The sequence below is a fragment of the Neobacillus sp. SM06 genome (assembly GCF_050496765.1).
GTDB lineage: Bacteria > Bacillota > Bacilli > Bacillales > Cytobacillaceae > JAEVLT01.
Map to the genome: position 1 here is coordinate 25,595 of NZ_JBNWEO010000017.1, position 21,664 is coordinate 47,258.

Annotated in this window: 20 protein-coding genes; 8 read left to right on the top strand and 12 right to left on the bottom strand. The window is 41.1% G+C overall.

All coding sequences use genetic code 11. The annotated features are described in order from the left end of the window. Window positions 1–14: 14 nt before the first annotated feature. A complete protein-coding gene (locus ACQYAD_RS13385; RefSeq protein ID WP_430238918.1) occupies window positions 15–917 on the bottom strand; it encodes a mechanosensitive ion channel family protein in 903 nt (300 codons plus the stop codon). 190 nt (window positions 918–1,107) lie between these two features. Here ACQYAD_RS13385 and yyaC point away from each other — a divergent pair, with 190 nt between their 5' ends. Beyond that, the gene (yyaC, locus tag ACQYAD_RS13390; RefSeq protein WP_430238920.1) at window positions 1,108–1,734 is read left to right on the top strand and encodes a spore protease YyaC; all 627 of its coding nucleotides are present in this window, start codon (window positions 1,108–1,110) and stop codon (window positions 1,732–1,734) included. Window positions 1,735–1,788: 54 nt separating this feature from the next. Here yyaC and ACQYAD_RS13395 read toward each other — a convergent pair whose 3' ends face one another. The 11 genes from ACQYAD_RS13395 to rpmH all read right to left on the bottom strand — a co-directional run bounded on the left by ACQYAD_RS13395 (window position 1,789) and on the right by rpmH (window position 11,821). After that, window positions 1,789–2,502 carry a DUF554 domain-containing protein gene (locus ACQYAD_RS13395; RefSeq protein ID WP_430238922.1) on the bottom strand — a complete coding sequence of 238 codons (714 nt, stop codon included), beginning with the start codon at window positions 2,500–2,502 and terminating at the stop codon, window positions 1,789–1,791. Window positions 2,503–2,612: 110 nt separating this feature from the next. Further along, a complete protein-coding gene (locus ACQYAD_RS13400) occupies window positions 2,613–3,467 on the bottom strand; it encodes a ParB/RepB/Spo0J family partition protein (protein WP_430238924.1) in 855 nt (284 codons plus the stop codon). Continuing rightward, window positions 3,460–4,221 (bottom strand): ParA family protein, encoded by a 762-nt coding sequence (locus tag ACQYAD_RS13405; protein ID WP_430238925.1) that lies wholly within the window; start codon window positions 4,219–4,221, stop codon window positions 3,460–3,462. Before ACQYAD_RS13405 ends, ACQYAD_RS13400 begins: the two co-directional genes overlap by 8 nt. A gap of 184 nt (window positions 4,222–4,405) precedes the next feature. Further along, window positions 4,406–5,275 carry a nucleoid occlusion protein gene (noc, locus tag ACQYAD_RS13410; protein WP_430238927.1) on the bottom strand — a complete coding sequence of 290 codons (870 nt, stop codon included), beginning with the start codon at window positions 5,273–5,275 and terminating at the stop codon, window positions 4,406–4,408. Between the two features lie 101 nt (window positions 5,276–5,376). Continuing rightward, window positions 5,377–6,093: a 16S rRNA (guanine(527)-N(7))-methyltransferase RsmG gene (gene rsmG / locus ACQYAD_RS13415; protein ID WP_430238928.1), complete on the bottom strand. Its 717-nt coding sequence runs from the start codon at window positions 6,091–6,093 to the stop codon at window positions 5,377–5,379. A gap of 19 nt (window positions 6,094–6,112) precedes the next feature. Beyond that, entirely contained in the window at window positions 6,113–8,002 is a 1,890-nt protein-coding gene (mnmG, locus tag ACQYAD_RS13420) for a tRNA uridine-5-carboxymethylaminomethyl(34) synthesis enzyme MnmG (RefSeq protein ID WP_430238930.1), read from the bottom strand. Window positions 8,003–8,074: 72 nt separating this feature from the next. Next, window positions 8,075–9,460 carry a tRNA uridine-5-carboxymethylaminomethyl(34) synthesis GTPase MnmE gene (gene mnmE / locus ACQYAD_RS13425; protein ID WP_430238932.1) on the bottom strand — a complete coding sequence of 462 codons (1,386 nt, stop codon included), beginning with the start codon at window positions 9,458–9,460 and terminating at the stop codon, window positions 8,075–8,077. A 299-nt stretch (window positions 9,461–9,759) separates the two neighbouring features. Continuing rightward, window positions 9,760–10,380 (bottom strand): RNA-binding cell elongation regulator Jag/EloR, encoded by a 621-nt coding sequence (jag, locus tag ACQYAD_RS13430; RefSeq protein WP_430238933.1) that lies wholly within the window; start codon window positions 10,378–10,380, stop codon window positions 9,760–9,762. Continuing rightward, on the bottom strand, window positions 10,377–11,153 hold the full coding sequence (spoIIIJ, locus tag ACQYAD_RS13435; RefSeq protein WP_430238935.1) for a YidC family membrane integrase SpoIIIJ: 777 nt from the start codon (window positions 11,151–11,153) through the stop codon (window positions 10,377–10,379). Before spoIIIJ ends, jag begins: the two co-directional genes overlap by 4 nt. An 85-nt stretch (window positions 11,154–11,238) precedes the next feature. Next, window positions 11,239–11,598 carry a ribonuclease P protein component gene (rnpA, locus tag ACQYAD_RS13440; protein WP_430238937.1) on the bottom strand — a complete coding sequence of 120 codons (360 nt, stop codon included), beginning with the start codon at window positions 11,596–11,598 and terminating at the stop codon, window positions 11,239–11,241. An 88-nt stretch (window positions 11,599–11,686) separates the two neighbouring features. Next, on the bottom strand, window positions 11,687–11,821 hold the full coding sequence (gene rpmH / locus ACQYAD_RS13445) for a 50S ribosomal protein L34 (protein WP_101658869.1): 135 nt from the start codon (window positions 11,819–11,821) through the stop codon (window positions 11,687–11,689). Window positions 11,822–12,478: 657 nt separating this feature from the next. Here rpmH and dnaA point away from each other — a divergent pair. The 7 genes from dnaA to gyrA all read left to right on the top strand — a co-directional run bounded on the left by dnaA (window position 12,479) and on the right by gyrA (window position 21,656). Beyond that, complete coding sequence (gene dnaA / locus ACQYAD_RS13450) at window positions 12,479–13,825, top strand: chromosomal replication initiator protein DnaA (RefSeq protein ID WP_430238938.1); 1,347 nt, start codon at window positions 12,479–12,481, stop codon at window positions 13,823–13,825. A 195-nt stretch (window positions 13,826–14,020) separates the two neighbouring features. Continuing rightward, window positions 14,021–15,157 carry a DNA polymerase III subunit beta gene (gene dnaN / locus ACQYAD_RS13455; RefSeq protein ID WP_430238939.1) on the top strand — a complete coding sequence of 379 codons (1,137 nt, stop codon included), beginning with the start codon at window positions 14,021–14,023 and terminating at the stop codon, window positions 15,155–15,157. Window positions 15,158–15,295: 138 nt separating this feature from the next. Then, complete coding sequence (gene yaaA, locus ACQYAD_RS13460) at window positions 15,296–15,514, top strand: S4 domain-containing protein YaaA (protein ID WP_430238941.1); 219 nt, start codon at window positions 15,296–15,298, stop codon at window positions 15,512–15,514. Window positions 15,515–15,525: 11 nt separating this feature from the next. Further along, window positions 15,526–16,644 (top strand): DNA replication/repair protein RecF, encoded by a 1,119-nt coding sequence (gene recF, locus ACQYAD_RS13465; protein WP_430238944.1) that lies wholly within the window; start codon window positions 15,526–15,528, stop codon window positions 16,642–16,644. A gap of 9 nt (window positions 16,645–16,653) precedes the next feature. Beyond that, window positions 16,654–16,905: an extracellular matrix regulator RemB gene (gene remB / locus ACQYAD_RS13470; RefSeq protein ID WP_430238946.1), complete on the top strand. Its 252-nt coding sequence runs from the start codon at window positions 16,654–16,656 to the stop codon at window positions 16,903–16,905. A 154-nt stretch (window positions 16,906–17,059) separates the two neighbouring features. Continuing rightward, window positions 17,060–18,982, top strand: a complete 1,923-nt coding sequence (gene gyrB, locus ACQYAD_RS13475) for a DNA topoisomerase (ATP-hydrolyzing) subunit B (RefSeq protein WP_430239392.1) — start codon at window positions 17,060–17,062, stop codon at window positions 18,980–18,982. 172 nt (window positions 18,983–19,154) lie between these two features. Then, a complete protein-coding gene (gene gyrA / locus ACQYAD_RS13480; RefSeq protein WP_430238949.1) occupies window positions 19,155–21,656 on the top strand; it encodes a DNA gyrase subunit A in 2,502 nt (833 codons plus the stop codon). Window positions 21,657–21,664 lie beyond the last annotated feature (8 nt).

Consider the following 21,664-nt stretch of genomic DNA (forward strand, 5'->3'; position numbering starts at 1 on the left):
TGAGTCCCTCCTATTTAAACCCCTGGCTCTTTGGCCTGTTCTCCTTCTCTTGAGTACATGACAAGCCGCGGAAATGGAATTTCAATACCATGCTGATCCAGTACTAGTTTTACCTTTTTGCGCAGCACTCTTGCTATATAAAAGTGCTGCATTGGCAATGTTTCGGCAACAATTCTTAAAACAACCTCTGAAGGACCTAAATTTTGAACTCCCAACAATTCCGGCTTTTTCACAAGCTGTTCATATTGGCCAGGCAGTTTTTCCAAAAGTTCCTCAATTACCGTCTCTGCTTTTTCAATATCTTCCTCATAAGCAATGCCGACATCTACGACTGCAACACTATTGTTCAAGGAAAAATTGGTTACTTGGTTGATGCTTCCGTTTGGTAAAATATGCACTTCGCCCGTCCAGTTCTTAATTTTGGTTGTTCTTAAGCCAATTGCTTCAACATTTCCTTCAAATTGGCCAACGCGAATATGATCGCCGACAGAAAACTGATCTTCAAAAATAATAAAAAAACCGGATAAGATATCTTTTACTAAACTTTGCGCTCCAAAACCGACAGCTAGACCGACAATACCTGCACCAGCAAGCAATGCACTCACATTAATGTTAAAAAGCGAAAGAATCATCATAAACGCAATAAAGTAAACGACATATGACAGGATATTATCAATCAATTTTAGCAATGTCGCCTCCCTGCGTTCCGAAATCCTTAGGGAAACAAACGGCGAAAGCGACGTCCGTGTTCTGATTTTCACCATATTATGGATGGCTAATTTGCCAACACGAATAAGAACTTTTGCAATAATTAAGATGGCGAGGATTTTTAGAATCCCTGTACCGATTACAAGCCATGTCTCTTCATTTTGGAATTTATTCATGAACCCTTGAATAACTTTTTCAGTAGGAAACATTTTACCACCTTCTCATTTGGAAAGATACCATTTATACGGATGAATCTATTTTAGCAAATTTTTATTGCAACATTGTAGTCTAGTGAATTTTTTCTCTTAAAAATTGGTTTCATTCATTTTTATTACAGGAATGTATAGATAACAGCAAATCTCCGTATACTATAATGAATAAAGCGAAGGAGTGGGCTTGATGGATCTGAAATCAAAAATTTTTGACAGGAGGGCAAGTGAGCGAATCAGCCATGAAGAAAGCAATGCAGCCGATCAGCTTGCAGTCGAATTGCTTTCGCTTTTTCCTGCTGTTACCAGCCGTCCGATTGTCTTTGTTTGCATTGGTACAGACCGATCTACAGGCGATTCATTAGGGCCACTTGTCGGCACTTTTTTAGAAGAAAAGAAATTGCCATCTTTCTTCGTATACGGAACGCTTGATGATCCCATCCATGCTGTCAATTTGGAAGAAAAATTAAAATGGATTAAAGAACGGCATTTTCACCCGTTTATTATAGGGATTGATGCCTGTTTAGGCCGTTTTAAAAGCGTCGGGATGATCGAAGTCGGTGAAGGACCGGTAAAGCCTGGAGCAGGAGTGAACAAGGATTTGCCCGCCGTTGGTCATATACATGTTACAGGAATCGTCAATGTCAGTGGTTTTATGGAGTTCTTTGTGTTGCAAAATACCCGCCTCAATTTGGTTTTAAAAATGGCCAAAATGATCGCAAACGGGATCTATAAGGCAAATCTTCGCTACCCGCAGCAGCCAAAATGGCCTGAATACAGTTGGAATCATGAAAAAATCGAAGCAGCCGAGCAATAAAGAAGGGCTCAAAGGAATCGCCAAAAAGGCAGATTCCTTTTTCATTTTGCTTTTTTAAAAATATTGATTGTATTTGTATAAAATGGTGATCATGATGGCGACGACAATAATGGCTGGAAGGAAATTGGCTACTTTTACTTTTGTAATGCCAGCCAAATTGAGGCCAATTGCAAAAATCATTACTCCGCCAACAGAAGTCATTTCAACAATAAATTGATTCATTAACTCCTTTGGTACAATGCGGTCAATCTGTGTGGCAAACAAAGCGATTCCCCCCTCATAAAGAACAACTGGAATGGCCGAAAACAATACCCCAATTCCAAGAGTTGTTGACAAAATAAGGGCTGTAAATCCGTCAATGATTGATTTTGTATACAAAACAGCATGGTTACCGCGAATTCCACTATCAAGAGCACCAATAATTGCCATTGCGCCAATAACAAAGATTAACGTAGCGGTTACAAAGCCTTCCGAAATGCTTCCTCTTTCACTTGATCCAAGCTTTTTCTCCAGCCATTTTCCAAGCTGATTTAATTTTTCCTCTAGTTGGAAAACCTCTCCAAGAACAGCACCAATAACAAGACTTAAGATAACAATCAAAAAATTTTCACTCTTTAGACCCATTTGCAGTCCAAGTACCATAACCGATAAACTAATCCCATACATAACGGTTGTTTTCATGCCTTCAGGAATCCGCTGCAGCAGTCTCCCTAGCAATGTTCCAATAATAATTAATAATCCATTTACAAGAGTACCCAATAAAAACATTTCATTCCACCTAACTTCAAAATAAAGTTTTATTCAATAGTAGGATGTTTTTGTAACAATATAAACACAGGAAACCGGAATAAAAAAAATAAACCATCCTGGTTGATGGTTCACAGTGAAGATTCCCGATCAAGCAATTCCAATATTCGCTCTAAATCTTCAGGAGAGAAAAATTCAATTTCTATTTTCCCCTTATTTTTCGATTGCTTAATGTTAACCGTGGTTCCAAACCGCTCTCGAAGCGATTGTTCTCGTTCTTGCAGAAAAACATCCTTTTTCTTGGCAGGTTTTTTTGTTTCACGTGAAACATTTTCGTTTAATTGCTGGATTAATTTTTCAAGCTGCCGGACATTTAAATTTTCGTTGATTATTTTTTCAACGATCGCAGATAGGGTTTCTTTTTTCCGAAGTCCGAGTAATGCACGCCCATGTCCCATGGATATTTTCCCGTCTGTGATCAGCTGCTGCACTTTTGGCGGCAGCGACAATAAGCGGATATGGTTGGCTATATGCGGCCGACTTTTTCCTAGCCGCTTTGCAACCTCTTCCTGGGTTAAACTCAATTTTTCCATAAGCGTTTGGTAGGCAAGGGCTTCTTCAATTGGATTTAAGTCTTCTCTTTGCAGATTTTCCAGAACTGCCAGTTCCATCATTTGCTGTTCCGAGAGCTCGCGAACCACAACCGGTACTGTTTTTAATTTTGCTTCCTTGGCAGCACGGAATCGGCGTTCACCGACAACAATTTCGTACCCTTTAATACTTTTTCTAACAACGAGCGGTTGAAGTATGCCGTGCTCAATAATTGATTCTTTCAGCTCGTTAATTGTTTCCTGATGGAAATTTTTCCGCGGCTGATAAGGATTTGGGCGCAATTCCTTTAATTGTACTTCCTGAATGGTTTCTTCCTTGTCAACCTTCATATTTGGGAAAAATGCATCAAGTCCTTTTCCTAATCCTTTAGCCATTTGAAACCACTTCCTTCGCCAAATCTAAATATACCTCTGCACCGCGTGATTTGGGGTCATATGTAATAATGGGTTCACCATGGCTTGGTGCCTCACTTAAACGGACATTTCTCGGAATAATCGTTTTATATACTTTGTCTTGAAAATATTTTTTCACTTCTTCAATGACTTGCAATCCCAGGTTTGTCCTAGCATCCAGCATGGTTAGCAGCACGCCTTCTATTTTCAGATCCTGGTTCAAGTGTTTTTGAACAAGCCGGACTGTGTTTAACAGCTGGCTAAGACCTTCCAGTGCATAATATTCACATTGAACTGGAATTAAAACAGCGTCTGAAGCTGTAAGTGCATTAATGGTTAAAAGTCCTAATGAAGGTGGACAATCAATGATAATATAGTCAAAACTTTCCTTTATTTCCTCAAGCGCCCTCTTTAGCCGCACTTCCCTGGAAATGGTGGGGACAAGTTCAATTTCTGCCCCAGCTAATTGAATGGTTGCTGGAATTGCGTACAGATTTTCGACTGCAGTTGGTTTGATCACTGCTTTTGCTTCAACATCATCGACTAAAACATCATAGATACATTGGTCGACATCTGCTTTGTCAATTCCAATTCCGCTTGTTGCATTCCCTTGAGGGTCAATATCGACAAGCAAAACTTTTTTTCCTATGTAAGCTAAGCAGGCGCCTAGGTTGACGGATGTAGTCGTTTTACCGACCCCACCTTTTTGGTTCGCGATTGCAAGTACTTTGCTCACGATGTCACCTACCTTTATTTTTTCATAATAGAAAACTCTTTTAAAAGAAGCTAAACAGCCATAGTATTTATTTTAGCATGAAACTGTTTGGTTGTTGTTTTTTTTTCTAAAAATTTCAATCGTCTATTTTTATTTATAAAAAAAAGAACCAGACTTCTTGAGTGTCTGATTCCTATCAATCTGATTATTTCTTTTTGGGAATGCGGATCGTGAATTGGTAAAATTCATCGAATTCTTCTTCTTCAGAATCAAGCTTGATTCCGCTATCCGTTACCATCGATAGCGATTGGCGGATCGTATTGACCGCAATTCTCATATCCTTGCTAAAAGCCTTTCGCTTCGGCTTGGGTTTTTGCGTTTTGCTTTCCAAAAGGCGGATAACACGCTCTTCAGTCTGCTTAACATTTAAGTTTTTCTCGATCACTTCTTCAAGAAGCTTAACTTGTTTATCAGGGTCTTTCAAAGGAATGAGTGCACGCGCATGACGCTCGGTAATTTGCTTATTCAATAATGCATCCTGGATAGGCTGCGGCAACTTCAAGAGGCGCAGTTTATTTGCGACGGTTGACTGCCCTTTTCCCAGCCGCTGAGCAAGTGCTTCCTGGGTTAAATTGTGCAGTTCAAGCAATTTCCCATAAGCAATGGCTTCCTCAATCGGAGAAAGTTCTTCACGTTGTAAATTTTCAATCAGCGCAACAGAAGCCGTTTCTGTATCGCTTAAATTTTTGATGATGGCCGGGACGAGATCCCAGCCAAGCCTTTTCATTGCCCGCCAACGCCGCTCACCAGCAATAATTTCAAATTGATCCTTTTCAAATTCCCTGACAACAATTGGTTGAATAATCCCATGGATGTGGATTGTACGGGATAACTCTTCAATTTTTTCATCATCAAAAACAGTCCGTGGCTGAAAACGATTGGGCACAATTTGATCAATGGGAATTTTTCGGATTTCGTCTTGTTCACTAGGCTTTTCTATGTCAAAATCTTGGTTTAGCTGTTCTTGCCCTTCTTTTTCACCGAGGCCAAAAAAGCGCGTAATTGTATGCTTCATCCCCCAACACCACCTTTACGAAACTCCCTTATACTAATTCTCTGTGGAAATATCAATTTCCTGCTGCCAAAGCGGTCAATTTTAAAACAAAATTGCCGCGCTTATTCAAGTGGACTTTTCCCCGGTACTCCTGGTTTTCGTGGATATTTCTTTGGTGTCGGCTTTTCCTTTTTGATCATAAAAATGGTGCGTTCACTTTTTTCGACAGGCAACGTAAACGTAAATGAATTTTCCACCTTACCGCCCAAAAGGGAAACGGCCTTTTTTCCAGCAGTCAGTTCTTCCTTCGCCTGGGCTGCTTTCATTGCTAAAAAATGGCCGCCGACTGTCACAAGCGGCAAGCATAGCTCGCTTAGAACAGACATCCTCGCAACTGCACGGGCGGTTACCACATCATACGCTTCCCGATGCTGCGGATCCGTTCCAAGAACTTCGGCTCGATTATGAAGAAAGTGGACTTTATCAAGCTTCAAAACTTGGGCAAGATGTGTTAAAAACGTAATTCGTTTGTTTAATGAGTCCACAATGGTTACTTCAATTTGCGGGAAAGCTATTTTTAATGGAATGCTCGGAAAGCCGGCACCAGCGCCTACATCGCATAGTCGGATTGGTTTTGAAAAATCATAATAAAAAGCAGCCGTGATGGAATCATAAAAATGCTTTAGGTAGACCTCTTCCTTATCGGTAATTGCCGTTAAATTCATTTTGTTGTTCCATTCCACCAATGTTTCATAATATGCTTCAAACTGTTCCAGCTGCTGTGCGGAGAGAGTCAATCCCTTTTCCGCAAGCATGGCTGTAAATTGATCTATTTTCATCGGCAAAACTTCCTCTTCATCATTCATTGGCAATGCGGGCAATTCGGCCTTGCTCCAAGTACACAAGCAGGATTGAAATATCTGCCGGGTTGACCCCTGAAATTCGTGAGGCTTGGGCAATGGACAATGGTTTGATTTTTTTCAGCTTTTGTTTTGCCTCTGTTGCAATACCAGTGATGGCATCATAGTCAATGTCCTCAGGAATCTTTTTATTCTCCATTTTTTTCAGCCGGTCAACCTGCTGCAGCGATTTTTCGATGTATCCCTCATACTTAATTTGGATCTCTACCTGTTCTTTCACCTCTTCTGATAACAGAATATCACATGGTGCGAGGCTTTCAATATGCCCATACGTCATTTCCGGCCGTTTTAAAAGATCAGAAGCTCGAATCCCATCCTTTAATTCGCTGCCACCAATGCTTTTTATCAATTCTTGCACTTGCTCTGTTGGTTTCAAAATGATCGACTCGAGCCTTTTCTTTTCTGCTTCAATTGCTGCTTTTTTCGCTAAAAATTTCTCATACCGTTCATCGGAGATTAAACCAATTCGATGGCCAATCTCCGTCAGCCTTAGGTCGGCATTGTCATGGCGAAGCAGCAACCGGTACTCCGCTCTGGAAGTCAACAAGCGGTACGGTTCATTTGTTCCTTTTGTGACTAAATCATCAATTAGCACGCCAATGTAGGCTTCGGAACGGCTAAGGATTAACTGCTCGCGGCCAAGGGCATTCAATCCGGCATTAATCCCCGCCATGATCCCCTGTCCGGCTGCTTCTTCATACCCGGATGTTCCGTTAATTTGTCCTGCAGTATAAAGGTTTTTCACTACCTTCGTTTCAAGCGTCGGCCAAAGCTGGGTAGGGACGATCGCATCATATTCTATCGCATAGCCGGAGCGCATCATTTGTGCGTTTTCAAGTCCCGGGATTGTTTTTAAAATTTGTTGCTGCACATCTTCCGGAAGGCTTGTTGACAATCCCTGCACATAGACTTCTTCCGTGTTGCGCCCCTCCGGTTCAAGAAAGATTTGATGACGCGGCTTATCATTAAAGCGAACCACTTTATCTTCAATTGAAGGACAATAGCGGGGGCCCGTTCCTTTGATCATTCCTGAATACATTGGCGAGCGATGAAGATTGTTGTCAATCAGCTGATGCGTATGCTCATTTGTATAGGTTAGCCAGCATGGAAGCTGATCGGTAATAAACTTTGTTGTTTCGTATGAAAAAGCTCTTGGTTCTTTATCACCAGGCTGAATTTCTGTTTTGCTATAGTCAATCGACTGGCTGTTGACGCGCGGCGGCGTCCCTGTTTTAAAGCGGACAAGCTCAAAACCAAGCTCTTCCAAATGCTCCGAAAGCTTAATTGACGGCTGCTGATTGTTTGGCCCGCTTGAATATTTTAAATCACCGATAATGATCTCCCCGCGCAGGAAAGTCCCCGTTGTAATGACAACGGTTTTCGAACGGTAAATGGCACCGGTTTTGGTCACAATCCCTTTGCAAATGCCATCTTCAACAATGAGACGCTCAGCCATTCCCTGAATCAGCGTTAAATTCGGCTCGTTTTCAATCGTCTTCTTCATTTCCCGCTGATAATCGGCTTTATCGGCCTGTGCTCTTAAAGCACGAACGGCAGGACCTTTGCCGGTATTCAGCATTCTCATTTGAATATACGTTTTATCAATATTTCTGCCCATTTCTCCGCCAAGAGCATCAATCTCACGTACGACAATGCCTTTTGCAGGTCCGCCTACAGAGGGGTTACATGGCATAAAGGCAATCATATCCAAGTTGATGGTGATCATTAACGTTTTGGCACCGAGCCTTGCTGCTGCAAGGCCGGCCTCACTTCCGGCATGTCCCGCTCCAACAACGATCACGTCATATGTTCCAGCTTCGTACTCCATTTTTCTACTCCTTTTTTACTTTTCACTTATTGCAAACGGATGATTATCAATGTGAACACTTTTCTTCCTCGCTTATTTTCCTAAACAGAATTGGGAAAATAACTGGTCAATCAAGCTTTCATGCACGCTGTCACCAATAATTTCCCCTAATAGCTCCCACGATCTAGTCAAATCAATTTGGGCGATATCAATGGGTACACCCGAGCGAACTGCATCGATTGCCTCCTCAATGGCACGGTGTGCTTGATTCAACAACGCAATATGCCGGCTGTTTGACACATACGTACTGTCTCCCGTTTCAATCGAACCGGAAAAGAAAAGAGAAGCAATCGCTTTTTCGAGTTCTTCAACCCCGCGGTCTTCCCGGAGAGAAGTTGTCACAATTCTTTGATCACCAGCAAGTTCCCGTACTTTGTCCATTTCAATTTGCTGCGGAAGATCCGTTTTATTCACAATCACAATGACATCCATGCCTTTTGTGGCTTTAAACAAATTCTCATCTTCAATGGTTAATTTTTCCGCCGAATTCAACACAAGCAAAATAAGATCGGCTTCCTTTAAAACTTGGCGCGATTTTTCGACCCCAATCCGTTCAACAATATCTTCTGTTTCCCGTATTCCTGCCGTATCAAGCAATTTTAGAGGTACACCTTTTACATTGACATATTCCTCAATCACATCGCGCGTCGTTCCGGGAATATCTGTCACGATCGCCTTGTTTTCATGGACAAGACTATTTAAAAGCGAGGATTTTCCGACATTCGGCCTGCCGACGATTACGGTTGCCAATCCTTCGCGCAAAATTTTTCCTTGCTGTGACGTCTCTAAAAGTTTTTGAATTTCATCACGTACATATGATGCTTTTTCCAGTAGCATTTTATGGGTCATTTCCTCGACATCATCGTATTCCGGATAATCGATATTCACTTCTACATGGGCAAGGGTTTCCAATATTTCTTGCCTTAGTTTACGAATCAATCTCGATAGCCGGCCTTCCATCTGCCCAAGAGCAACATTCATTGCCCGATCGGTCTTTGCCCGGATCAAGTCCATAACCGCTTCCGCTTGCGACAAGTCAATTCGGCCATTTAAAAAAGCCCGCTTGGTAAATTCACCTGGCTCAGCCAACCTTGCGCCATGATTCAAGACAAGCTGCAATACCCGATGAACCGACACCATCCCGCCGTGGCAATTCACTTCAACAACGTCTTCTTTTGTGAACGTCTTTGGACCTTTCATCACGGTCATCATCACTTCTTCGACAACCTGTCCGCTTTTCGGATCGATTAAATGCCCATAGTGGATCGTGTGGCTAGCCACATCCTCTAGCTGCTTGCCGCTGACACTTTTAAAAAGCAGACCGGCGATTGAAATGGCGTCAGACCCGCTTAATCGGACAACCGCAATCGCACCCTCCCCCATCGGTGTCGAAATTGCCACAATCGTATCCATCTCCATCTTGTTCACCACCGTTTCAAATAAAGTACGATCTATATAAATCAAGAATTTATCCCAAACATTTAGAATAGCATAGGTTCATTTCTAGAGCAAAAAAACTTTTCAAGTTATCCACACTCAAAAAACAGTACTCGTTATATTTTAACTTATCCACATGTGAATAACAATAAAACAGCCATGAACAATTATCCACTACAAAATTCTCAAGCATCCGCCCCTGTCCAACCATCGTGAATGCATAAAAAAACACCCTATCATCAAATTGATAGGATGTTTTTTCGTGTTTTTTTCTTTACGTTTTATTTGTTTGGTGTAATCACAATGAAACGGTTAGGCTCTGTTCCGTCGGAATACGTTTTAATTCGACGATTTTCTGCCAAAGCGGTGTGAATCACTTTTCGCTCATAAGAAGGCATTGGTTCTAACGATACAGCTTTTCCTGTCCGCATCGCCTTTTCGGCTAATCGATGCGCAAGCTGGGTCAATGTATCATTTCTTCTTTTTCGATAATCCTCCGCATCGAGTATGACAGTGAAATAGTGTTCGGCAAAACGATTCATGACCAACTGTGTTAAATATTGCAATGAATTAAGCGTTTGCCCTCTTTTTCCGATTAGCAAAGCAATTTTTTCACCCTTCAAGGTAAAAAGAATCTGTTTTCCGTCTTGGTGAACCTCAATTGTGACAGGTGCCCCCATCTTCTCGCTGACTTGAATGAGAAAATTCTTTGCTTCTTCAATTGGATCCGTTTTTACCGTTACTTTGACGATCGCCGGCCGCGATCCAAAAATACCGAAAATGCCTTTTTTTCCTTCATCGATAACGGAAACTTCTGTGCGGTCTTGGGTTGTATTTAATTGAGCTAAAGCTGATTCTACTGCCTCGACAACCGTTTGTCCTGTAGCAGTTACTTGTCTCACTTTTTCGCTCCTCCCGCATTGCCGGATGCTGATGTTTTCTGGAGCTCCGGTCCTTTAATAAAGTAGGTTTGCACAATCATAAAAATATTACCAACAACCCAATATAACGAGAGGGCTGCCGGAAAATTAAACGCAAAGATAACGATCATTATCGGCATCATCCATACCATCATGGCCATTTGCGGATTTTGGTTTTCTGTACCGGCCATCATCATTTTTTGCTGAATAAACGTTGTGATTCCTGCAATAATCGGCAAAATGTAATATGGATCTTTTACTCCAAGGTCAAACCAGAGAAAAGTATCTTGCGCAATCGCGCGCGTTCTTGAAATCGCATGATAAAATCCGATTAAAATCGGCATTTGAATAATCAATGGGAAACAGCCGGCCATCGGGTTGACGCCATGCTTTTGGAACAATGCCATTGTTTCCTGCTGCAGCATTTGCTGTGTTTTTTGATCCTTTGAACTGTATTTTTCTCTTAGTTTCTTTAGTTCCGGCTGAAGCGCCTGCATTGCCTTTGAGCTCTTTGTTTGCTTGACCATCAGCGGGAAAATGATTAACCGGATCACGATGGTAACAACAATAATCGACAGACCGTAACTTCCTCCAAGAACCTGGGCAACCTTTGTAATAAGCCATGATAATGGATAGACAATGTATTCATTCCAAATCCCTTTACTCTCAGGGGTGATCGGCTGATTGATCTGGGTGCAACCTGCAAGCAGCAACAAAAAGATTATACTGATTAAAACAATTATTCGCCTTTTCAACCAAGTTTTCCTCCTTTAATTCTATCTATTTTTTAGAAGCTCCGCTATTGCAGTATGTAAAAGTTCATAAAATTGTTTAAGTGGCTCATCTTTCAGTTTGCTTTTCTCTCTTTAAAACTTTCCCTACTTTTAAAACGTGCTGCAAACTTTTTTTTACATCAAAAAAGGACATTTCAGCCGTCGGTTTTCTGGCAATGATCACATAGTCTCGCTCAGCGTAAAGAAGATCAGCCATTTCGAAAATAGCCTGGCGAATATAACGCTTAACTCGATTTCTCGTAACAGCATTGCCAATTTTTTTGCTGACGGACAGCCCGATTCGGAAAGAAGTCTGTCCTTCTTTCGCTAATACATACACGACAAATTGCCGATTGGCGAAAGATCGTCCTTTTTTAAATACTTCTTGAAATTCCTGATTCTTTTTGATTCGCAATTCTTTTTTCACGGAAAAAACACCTTCAATTTTGGTTAGTCCAACAGATGACGCTCCGTTCTTCCTATTAGAAAAAAGACCACTGAGACGTTTCAGTGGTCTATGCTGATAAAACTTTTCTTCCTTTACGGCGGCGGCGAGCCAGAACTTTACGTCCGTTTGCTGTGCTCATTCGGCTGCGGAAGCCATGAACTTTGCTATGTTTTCGTTTATTTGGTTGATACGTTCTTTTCATCTATGACACCTCCCAAAAGGAATAGCCCTTAAATTCAATTAGACAGTCTTAATTATTATATAGATGATAAACAGGAATTGTCAACCACCTCACAAATTCACTTTTTACCAGCAACATATCCCCAAAAACAGACTGTGGATAAAAAAAACGACAATTTTTGCACTGTACACAAATTATCGACAGTTTTTGCACAAAGGCAGAGCTTGTGGACAAAATTTATTCAGCTAACGTCACTGTTGTGGATAAATACTGAAAAACCATTGCGCCACTATCTATTATCTGGTATTATATTTGTGTTTTCACTCTGAATAACTATAGGGGAAATTTTATTTTATCCACATTATGTGGATAAGTTGTGGATAGTTATTCAACTCATCTGAAGATACTTGTCCACAATGAGTGGATATTGTCGAATCTCCACTTTTATTCCTTATTATATATTTTTCCACAAACAGTCACTTGTATATTTATAAAAATCTGCGCTTCAGGCTGTTTTAGTGTCCAGACAGCCGCTCATAAGCTAGTTTGAACATTTATTTTTTTTCAATTCAAAGGATTGCGGGCAAGCATGGATACGGTAAGAAACAGGTACAGTGGACAAGCTGCAAATCAATTTGAAACAACCAAATTTCAAGTATGAAAAAGGAGGGAACTGATTTGGAAAACATAGCGGATCTTTGGAATGCAGCGTTGACAAAAGTAGAAAAAAAAATAAGCAAACCAAGTTTCGACACATGGTTAAAGTCAACACAAGCACATTCCCTGCAGGGGGATCTGCTAGTTATCACTGCTCCAAATGAATTTGCGCGTGATTGGCTGGAAGAACGATATTCACAGTTAATTTCAGGAATTCTATATGAAATTACAGGTGAAGAACTGGCGGTAAAATTTATTATCCCGCAAAGTCCAACTGAACAAGAATTTGAAATGGCCGTCCCTCCGCAAAAACAAAAAAAAGATGATGATCACAGCGATTTTCCGCAAAATATTTTAAATCCGAAGTATACATTTGACACTTTCGTGATTGGATCAGGAAATCGTTTTGCACATGCAGCATCACTGGCTGTTGCCGAGGCGCCTGCAAAAGCATACAATCCGCTGTTTATCTATGGGGGAGTAGGATTAGGCAAAACTCATTTAATGCACGCAATCGGCCATTATGTGTTGGAACATAATCCAGCAGCAAAAGTGGTGTACCTGTCTTCGGAAAAATTTACAAATGAATTTATCAATTCCATTCGCGACAATAAAGCTGAAAATTTTCGTACCAAATATCGCAATGTCGATGTCCTGTTAATCGATGATATTCAATTCCTGGCCGGAAAAGAATCAACCCAGGAAGAATTCTTTCATACCTTTAACAGTCTTCATGAAGAAAGCAAGCAAATTGTCATATCAAGTGATCGGCCGCCAAAAGAAATCCCAACGCTGGAAGATCGTTTACGTTCACGCTTTGAATGGGGATTAATCACAGATATTACCCCGCCTGATTTAGAAACGAGGATTGCAATTCTGCGTAAAAAGGCAAAAGCAGATGGTTTGGATATTCCGAATGAAGTAATGCTTTATATTGCCAATCAAATAGATTCCAATATCCGTGAGCTAGAAGGCGCACTGATTCGGGTTGTTGCCTACTCATCACTGATCAATAAAGATATTAATGCCGATCTGGCAGCTGAAGCATTAAAGGATATTATCCCAAGTTCGAAACCAAAAGTTGTAACCATCCATGATATTCAAAAAGCAGTCGGGGAACAGTTTAATATTAAGCTTGAAGATTTTAAAGCAAAGAAACGAACAAAGTCGGTTGCATTTCCACGGCAAATTGCGATGTATTTATCAAGGGAATTAACGGATTACTCCTTGCCAAAGATCGGGGAAGAATTCGGCGGCAGAGATCATACGACAGTGATCCATGCCCATGAAAAAATCTCAAAACTACTGCAGTCGGATGCCCAATTGCAAAAGCAAATGAAAGAATTAAATGAAATGTTAAAACTATAAAATTGTGCATAACTTCTTTGGACTTATACACAGTCTGTCCACATGTGGATAGACTGTGTTTCCTTTGAAAAATGAAGTTATCCACAAATCAACAGCGCCTACTAGTACTTCTATTTTTTTTTAAAATTTTATTATATACAATCTGCAAAGTTGCACATCATTCTAAATATATGCCAATGCGGGAGGATTTATGAAATGAAATTTATAATCCAACGAGATCGTCTAGTTCAAAGTGTGCAAGACGTTATGAAGGCTGTTACCTCAAAAACAACAATTCCCATTTTAACGGGGATCAAAGTCACTGCAACTGAAAATGGGGTAACGTTAACAGGAAGTGATTCGGATATTTCCATTGAATCTTCTATTCCGAAAGAAGAAAATGGCGATGAAATTGTCGAAGTGAAACAGACCGGTTCCATTGTCCTTCAAGCAAAATTCTTTAGCGAAATTGTCAAAAAACTGCCGACTGATTTTGTTGAAATTGAAGTATTGAATCATTTGCAAACCATTATCAGATCCGGGAAATCCGAATTTAATTTAAATGGTCTTGATGCGGAGGAATATCCCCGCCTTCCGTTGATCGAAGAAAACAACAAATTTCAAATTGCTGCCGACCTTCTTAAAGCCTTGATTCGCCAAACTGTTTTCGCAGTGTCCACCTCAGAAACACGACCGATCTTGACAGGTGTCAACTGGAAGGTTGAAAACGATGAACTGATCTGTATTGCAACAGATAGCCACCGGCTTGCATTGAGAAAGGCAAAGGTTGAAAGTGAAGCAAACGAAACATACAATGTCGTTATTCCAGGAAAAAGTTTAAGTGAGTTAAGTAAAATCATTGATGATACAAGCGATTTAATTGATATTGTTATAACAGAAAATCAAGTTTTGTTTAAAGCCAAGCATTTATTGTTTTTCTCAAGATTGCTTGAAGGAAATTATCCGGATACTTCACGATTGATTCCAACGGAAAGCAAAACAGAGGTCACTGTGAATACAAAGGAATTTTTACAAGCAATTGATCGCGCGTCGCTTCTGGCTCGGGAAGGAAAGAACAATGTTGTCAAGTTTTCAACAATCGAAGCAGAAAGCATTGAAATTTCTTCGAATACGCCAGAAATCGGGAAAGTTGTGGAAGAAGTTCAGAGTCAATCAATTGAAGGGGAAGAGTTGAAAATTTCCTTTAGTGCTAAATATATGATGGATGCACTGAAAGCATTGGAAGGAACCGATATTAGGGTCAGCTTCACAGGAGCCATGCGACCATTTGTCATTCGCCCCCTTCATGATGAAACCATCCTGCAGCTAATTTTGCCAGTCAGGACGTATTAAAATGTGAAAATAGATCAAAGCTGCTTTACCTAAGGCAGCTTTTGTTCTTTTTAGTGGATTTTTAGTTTTCTTTGTATCTAAGCCGATTATTTAGTAAAATAAAGTATTGGAGACCATTTTAGAAAAGAGTGATAACCTTTGACAATTGAAATCGAGGTAGACACGGAATATATTACGCTTGGCCAATTTTTAAAATTGGCGGATGTGATTCAAACCGGTGGAATGGCAAAATGGTTTTTAAGTGAACACGAAATTTTGATTAATGGCCAACAAGATCAGAGAAGAGGCAGAAAACTTTACCCTGGAGATCAAATCAAGGTTGAAGGCTTCGGTGACTTTATCCTTAAGGATCGGTAGAGGATTAATCCATGTTTATTGAGCAATTATTGTTAAAAGATTTTCGCAATTACGAACAGCTGGATATTACGTTTGAAAACAAGGTGAATGTGATCTTAGGAGAGAATGCTCAAGGAAAAACAAATGTAATGGAATCAATCTTTGTTTTAGCGATGGCAAAGTCCCATCGGACCTCCAATGACAAAGAACTGATTCGCTGGGACCAAGAGTATGGTAAAATAGAAGGCAGGGTTCAAAAACAGTATGGCAGCCTGCCGATGCAGCTCGTTATTTCGAAGCGAGGGAAAAAAGCGCGGCTAAACCATATTGAACAGCAAAGATTGAGCCAATATGTCGGCAACATGAATGTGGTTATGTTTGCACCTGAAGATTTGAATCTTGTCAAGGGCAGTCCGCAGGTTCGACGCCGGTTTATCGATATGGAAATTGGCCAGGTATCCCCTATTTATTTACATGATATGAGCCAATACCAGAAAATACTTCAACAACGCAATCATTATTTAAAAATGATGCAACTCAAAAAGCAAAACGATCAAACCATGCTTGAAATCTTAACAGAGCAATTCATTCATACTGCTGTGAAGATTGTGGCGAAGCGGTTTGAGTTTCTCCTTTTATTGGAAAAATGGGCACAGCCAATCCATAATGGCATTTCCAGAGGTCTGGAAACGCTAAAAATTGAATACAAACCGTCTTTAGAGGTATCAGAAGACCAAGAATTGTCGAAAATGATAGCAAGTTTTGAAGAAAAATTTTACAAAGTGAAAGAAAGAGAGATTGAACGCGGGACGACGCTATTCGGTCCACATCGTGATGATTTGCTCTTTTTTGTCAATGAACGGGATGTCCAAACATTTGGATCCCAAGGACAGCAGCGTACAACGGCGCTGTCGCTGAAACTAGCAGAAATCGAATTAATTCAATCAGAAATAAGCGAATACCCTATTTTGCTGCTAGATGATGTTTTATCCGAATTGGATGACTATCGTCAATCCCATTTATTAAATACCATTCAAGGAAAGGTGCAAACGTTTGTCACCACGACGAGCATTGATGGCATTGACCACCAAACATTAAAAAACGCTGCAACGTTTACGGTTGATTCGGGAACGATCAACAAAAGGAATTGAGGTGTCGGTGTGTATATTCATATCGGTGAAGATCTGAACATTCGAGCGCAAGATGTTGTTGCGATCATTGATAAAAAGAGCGTTAACTCTTCATTCTTTGTTGAAGAGTTTTTAAAACGCCATCCGGAAATGGTCATCAACCTTTCGAAAAAATCATTTAAATCTGTCGTCATTACAAAAGACAGTGTCTATTTATCTCCCCTTGCTTCGGGAACTCTTAGAAAACGGTCAAATCCCCCAGTTATGCAAGGTTTTTTATAAAGAATGGAGCGCCCTGTTTGTCCAAACCTTTGTGATGACATGGGAAAAGCATATAAACGTTTTTCATAGTGTGCGTCTGTATTCAAAATTTAGTAAAAGTAGTTTGGAATTATATTCCGTTTTTCAAAAGAAAGTGCAGGTGAACGGTATGACAATGGAACAAAAAGAAGTCGAAGAGCAAGTATATGATGCCAATCAAATTCAAGTTCTTGAAGGGCTTGAAGCTGTACGGAAACGTCCGGGTATGTATATTGGCTCGACAAGTAGCAAAGGACTTCATCATCTAGTCTGGGAGATCGTTGATAACAGTATTGACGAAGCTTTAGCCGGATATTGCGACGAGATTAATGTGATCATCGAAAAAGATAACAGCATAACCGTTAAGGATAATGGACGGGGGATTCCTGTCGATATTCAAGAAAAAATGGGGCGGCCGGCAGTAGAGGTCATCATGACGGTACTTCACGCAGGCGGAAAATTTGGCGGTGGAGGCTACAAGGTTTCAGGTGGACTGCACGGTGTTGGCGCTTCTGTTGTAAATGCGTTGTCGACAGAGCTCGAGGTTTTTGTCCATCGCGACGGCCATGTTTATTATCAAAAATACGAACGCGGAGTCCCGGTTGCTGATCTTAAAATTATTGGGGAAACGGATCATACCGGCACAACGACCCACTTTTCGCCAGACGGTGAAATTTTCACAGAAACCTTGGAATATGACTACGATACCCTTGCAACAAGGGTTCGTGAGCTTGCCTTTTTAAACCGGGGAATTAAAATCACAATCGATGATAAACGAGTTGAAAATAAACATAGTGAATTCCATTATGAAGGCGGAATTAAATCGTATGTTGAGCATTTAAACCGTACAAAAGAGGTGATTCACGAAGAACCGATTTACCTTGAAGGCGATCGCGACGGCATCACGGTTGAAGTGGCACTTCAGTACAATGAAGGATATACAGAAAGTATTTATTCGTTTGCCAACAATATTCACACGTATGAAGGCGGTACACATGAGTCTGGATTTAAAACAGCTTTAACAAGGGTTATCAATGACTACGCACGAAAAAATGGGATGATAAAGGAAAGTGAAACAAACCTTTCTGGAGAAGATGTACGGGAGGGCTTAACGGCCATTGTCTCTGTGAAACACCCGGATCCGCAATTTGAAGGGCAAACAAAAACAAAGCTCGGCAATTCAGAAGTCCGGACCATTACAGATGCTGTTTTTGCCAATCATCTTGATAAATTTCTCCTCGAAAATCCTATGGTTGCAAGGAAAATTGTAGAAAAGGGATTAATGGCAGCCAGAGCAAGATTGGCAGCCAAAAAAGCACGTGAACTCACGCGGCGAAAGAGTGCACTGGAAGTTTCGAGCCTTCCGGGTAAATTAGCAGACTGTTCCTCGAAAGACCCGTCCATTAGTGAAATCTATGTGGTTGAGGGAGACTCGGCGGGCGGATCGGCTAAACAAGGGCGTGATCGTCATTTTCAAGCCATTCTGCCACTAAGGGGAAAAATTCTCAACGTAGAAAAATCAAGATTGGATAAAATCTTGTCAAATAATGAAGTTCGGGCAATCATTACTGCAATCGGCACTGGAATTGGGGAGGATTTTGATATATCCAAAGCCCGATACCATAAAATTGTGATTATGACCGATGCCGATGTTGATGGTGCCCATATTCGAACATTATTATTAACCTTCTTTTACCGCTATATGCGAAAAATTATCGAAGCAGGCTATATCTATATTGCCCAGCCTCCATTGTTTAAAGTACAACAAGGCAAGCGAGTGGAATATGCTTACAATGATCGGCAGCTTGATGAGATTATGAACCAGCTTGGTGCTCAGCCAAAGCCGAGCATTCAGCGGTATAAAGGTCTCGGTGAAATGAACCCTGAGCAGCTTTGGGAGACAACGATGGATCCCGAGACACGGACATTGCTTCAAGTCAGCCTTGAAGATGCGATTGAAGCGGATGAAACGTTTGAAATATTAATGGGCGATAAAGTGGAACCTCGCCGGCAATTTATCGAAGAGAATGCCTTATATGTAAAAAACTTGGATATTTAACAGAAACGTTTATGTGTGAATTTTTATTCATCAATGAGAATGTCAGGATAGATCGCCGTCTATCCTGCTTTTACATAAAAGAAAAGATTTTTATGGCTTTGGCCATCATCGGTACTTAGCCGCACCGCATTTTAAAGTCAGTACGCTTTTCTTATAAGGAGGTTTGTCAATTATGGCTGATACACCCAGCTCTCGAGTAAAAGAGATTAATATAAGTCAGGAAATGCGTTCATCCTTTTTGGACTACGCAATGAGTGTCATTGTATCAAGGGCGCTACCGGATGTCCGTGATGGACTAAAGCCGGTACATCGCCGCATTCTCTATGCTATGCACGATTTAGGCATGCATGCGGATAAGCCCTTCAAAAAGTCGGCCCGTATTGTCGGAGAAGTAATCGGTAAATACCACCCGCACGGCGACTCGGCCGTGTATGACACAATGGTTCGGATGGCACAGGACTTTAACTATCGCTACATGCTTGTTGATGGTCACGGAAACTTTGGATCTGTGGACGGTGATGCGGCCGCCGCAATGCGTTATACAGAAGCAAGAATGTCCAAAATTTCAATGGAGCTGCTTCGCGACATCAATAAAGACACAATAGATTATCAAGACAACTATGATGGAGCAGAAAAAGAGCCGGTTGTCCTCCCATCCCGTTTTCCTAATTTATTGGTAAATGGTACATCCGGGATTGCAGTCGGAATGGCAACGAATATTCCACCACACCAATTGGGTGAGGTCATCGATGGCGTTTTGGCGCTCAGCAAGGATCCGGACATTACCATTCAAGAACTGATGGATTATATACCTGGCCCGGATTTCCCTACTGCTGGACTTATTTTGGGCAGAGGCGGAATTCGCAAAGCCTATATGACCGGAAGAGGTTCAATTACTCTTCGGGCAAAAGTTGAAATTGAACAAAAATCGAACGGTAAGGAAGTTATTATTGTCTCAGAACTGCCCTACCAGGTAAATAAAGCAAAATTAATTGAAAAAATTGCGGAACTTGTCCGCGAAAAACGAGTTGACGGCATCACGGACTTAAGGGATGAATCAGACCGCAGAGGGATGCGGATTTATATCGAGGTTCGCAAAGATGCGAATGCAAACGTTGTGTTAAATAATCTGTACAAGCATACCGCATTGCAAACAACGTTTGGAATTAATCTGCTTGCACTCGCCGATGGCCAACCCAAGGTATTGAATTTAAAACAATGCCTTGAACACTATTTGAGTCATCAACAAACGGTGATTCGCCGCAGGACTGAATTTGAGTTAAAGAAAGCAGAAGCACGCGCTCATATTTTAGAAGGGTTGCGGACAGCATTGGATCATTTGGATGCTGTTATTAACTTAATCCGCAGCTCGCAAACAACCGATATTGCCCGCGAAGGCTTAATGACGCAGTTTCAGTTATCCGAAAAACAAGCCCAAGCCATCCTTGATATGCGCCTGCAGCGTTTAACCGGTTTGGAACGCGAAAAAATTGAAGAAGAATACCAAAGCCTCGTTAAATTAATTGCCGAGTTAAAGGCAATTTTAGCTGATGAGGAAAAAGTTCTCGAAATTATTCGCGAAGAATTATTGGAAATTAAAGAACGCTTCAATGATAAGCGCCGCACGGAGATTGTTTCCGGTGGTCTTGAAAACATTGAAGATGAGGATTTAATTCCGCGTGAAAATGTTGTGATCACCCTAACGCACAACGGCTACATCAAACGGCTCCCTGTATCGACTTACCGTGCCCAGAAGCGAGGCGGGCGCGGCATCCAGGGAATGGGAACAAATGAAGACGACTTTGTCGAGCATTTAATTACAACTTCCACTCATGATACGATTTTGTTTTTCACAAATAAAGGGAAAGTATATCGCTCAAAAGGGTATGAGATTCCAGAACTGGGCCGTACAGCCAAAGGTATTCCGATTATTAATCTGCTTGGGATTGAAAAAGGTGAATGGATTAATGCGATGATCCCTGTACAAGAATTTGTCGATGACTGGTACTTATTCTTTACGACAAAAGAAGGAATCTCCAAGCGATCACCGCTGACTTCTTTTGCTAATATCCGAAACAATGGATTGATTGCTTTAAACCTTCGAGAGGAAGATGAACTCATCTCCGTTCGCCTCACCGATGGAAGTAAGGAAATTATTATTGGAACGAAAAAAGGCATGCTAATCCGGTTCTCGGAAACCGATGTCCGGTCAATGGGAAGAACAGCAACAGGTGTGAAGGGAATCACGTTAAACAGCGATGATGAAGTCGTTGGCATGGAAGTGCTTGAAGAAAACACGGACATTTTGATTGTAACAAAAAATGGATTCGGGAAGCGTACACCTGCACATGAATACCGTGTCCAAAGCCGGGGCGGCAAAGGAATCAAGACATGCAATATTACCGATAAAAATGGCGATCTTATTTCCATGAAGGCCGTCACTGGCGAAGAAGACTTAATGCTTATCACGACAGGTGGAGTTTTGATCCGGATTGCCGTTGACAGTATTTCCTCGATGGGACGTAATACAATTGGCGTCAAATTAATTAACTTAAAAGACGAAAATGAAAATGTCGCAACAGTTGCGAAAGTCGAAAAAGAAGAACCATCAGTGGAAAATGAAAATGATGAACAAGAAACAGAAGCCGATATGCCTGAAACCACTGAAGAATAATTTTTAAG